Origin of the sequence: Pseudomonas sp. B13(2017) (genome assembly GCF_002113245.1) — a bacterium.
GTDB lineage: Bacteria > Pseudomonadota > Gammaproteobacteria > Pseudomonadales > Pseudomonadaceae > Aquipseudomonas > Aquipseudomonas putida_Z.
Genome location: NZ_NEJX01000047.1, coordinates 1 through 1520, shown reverse-complemented (window position 1 = coordinate 1520; position 1520 = coordinate 1). Strand labels below are relative to the sequence as shown.

Annotated in this window: 1 protein-coding gene; it reads left to right on the top strand. The window is 64.5% G+C overall.

Going from position 1 to position 1520, the window contains the following annotated elements:
• Positions 1-1485: aldehyde dehydrogenase (locus CAG44_RS27315; protein WP_085693501.1), on the top strand; the 1485-nt coding region annotated here is incomplete at its 5' end.
• Between the last annotated feature and the right edge of the window lie 35 nt (positions 1486-1520).

Below are 1520 nucleotides of genomic sequence, written 5' to 3'. Positions count from 1 at the left end.
GATTTGCTGAGCAAGCAACAATACGCGGCCCTCGCCGCCGAACTGCAACTGCGTACCCAGGCGTTCATCGACGGTGAGTTCCGCGATGCCATCTCGGGCAACACCTTCGTCACCACCAACCCGGCCACCGGCAAGCAGCTGGCCGAAGTCGCCGCCTGCGACGTCAACGACGTGAACGTGGCCGTGGCCGCCGCCAAGCGCGTGTTCGAGCAGGGCACCTGGTCGAAGATGCAGCCGAACGACCGCAAGCACGTGCTGCTGAAGTTCGCCCAGCTGCTGGAAGACAACGCCCACGAACTGGCCGTGCTGGAAGCGCTGGACAGCGGCAAGCCGGTCAGCGAGTGCCAGAACGTCGACGTGCCGGAAACCATCCACACCATCCGCTGGCACGCCGAGCTGATCGACAAGATCTACGACGCCACGGCCCCGACCGGCAATGCCGCCGTGACCATGGTGGTGCGCGAGGCCATTGGCGTGGTCGGCCTGGTACTGCCGTGGAACTTCCCGCTGCTGATGCTGGCCTGGAAGATTGCCCCGTCGCTGGCCGCCGGTTGCTCGATCGTGGTCAAGCCAGCCAAGGAAACCACCCTCAGCGCCCTGCGCGTGGCCGAACTGGCCCATGAGGCGGGTATTCCTGCAGGCGTGTTCAACCTGGTGCCTGGCGGTGGCCGTGAAGTGGGCGAGGCCATTGGCCGCCACATGGACATCCCGATGGTCAGCTTCACCGGCTCCACCGACACCGGCCGCCTGTTCCTGAAGTACGCCGCCGAGTCCAACCTCAAGCGCATCGTCCTGGAGCTGGGTGGCAAGAACCCGGCCGTGGTCATGAACGACTGCGAGGACCTGGACGAAGTGGCCCAGTTCGTCACCGCCGGTGCGTTCTGGAACATGGGCGAAAACTGCTCCGCATCCTCGCGCCTGATCGTGCACAAGGACGTGAAGGACCAGCTGCTGGGCCTGATCGCCAAGCACCTGAAGGACTGGAAGCTGGGCGACCCGCTGGACCCGGACAACCGCCTGGGCGCCATGGTCAGCAAGTCGCACTTCGAGAAGGTCAAGTCGTACCTGGAATACGCCGCCGAGCACAAGCTCAGTATCGTCCAGGGTGGCGAGACCGAGGACGGCGTGTTCGTGCAGCCGACCATCGTCGACAACGTTGGCCGCGACAACAAGCTGTTCGTCGAGGAAATCTTCGGCCCGGTGCTGAGCGTGACCAGCTTCGAGACCATCGACGAGGCGATCGAGCTGGCCAACGACACCGTCTACGGCCTGGCGGCCTCGGCCTACACCGGCAGCCTGCGCAATGCGCTGCGCCTGTCGCGTGAAATCCGCGCGGGCGTGGTTACGGTCAACTGCTTCGGCGAAGGGGATGTCACCACGCCGTTCGGTGGCTACAAGGAGTCCGGCTTCGGTGGGCGCGACAAGTCCATCTGGGCCCATGACCAGTACACGGAGCTGAAGACCATCTGGATCAACGCTTCGTGACCTGAGCAAGACCGGTGCTGTTCTGACGGAGTTCG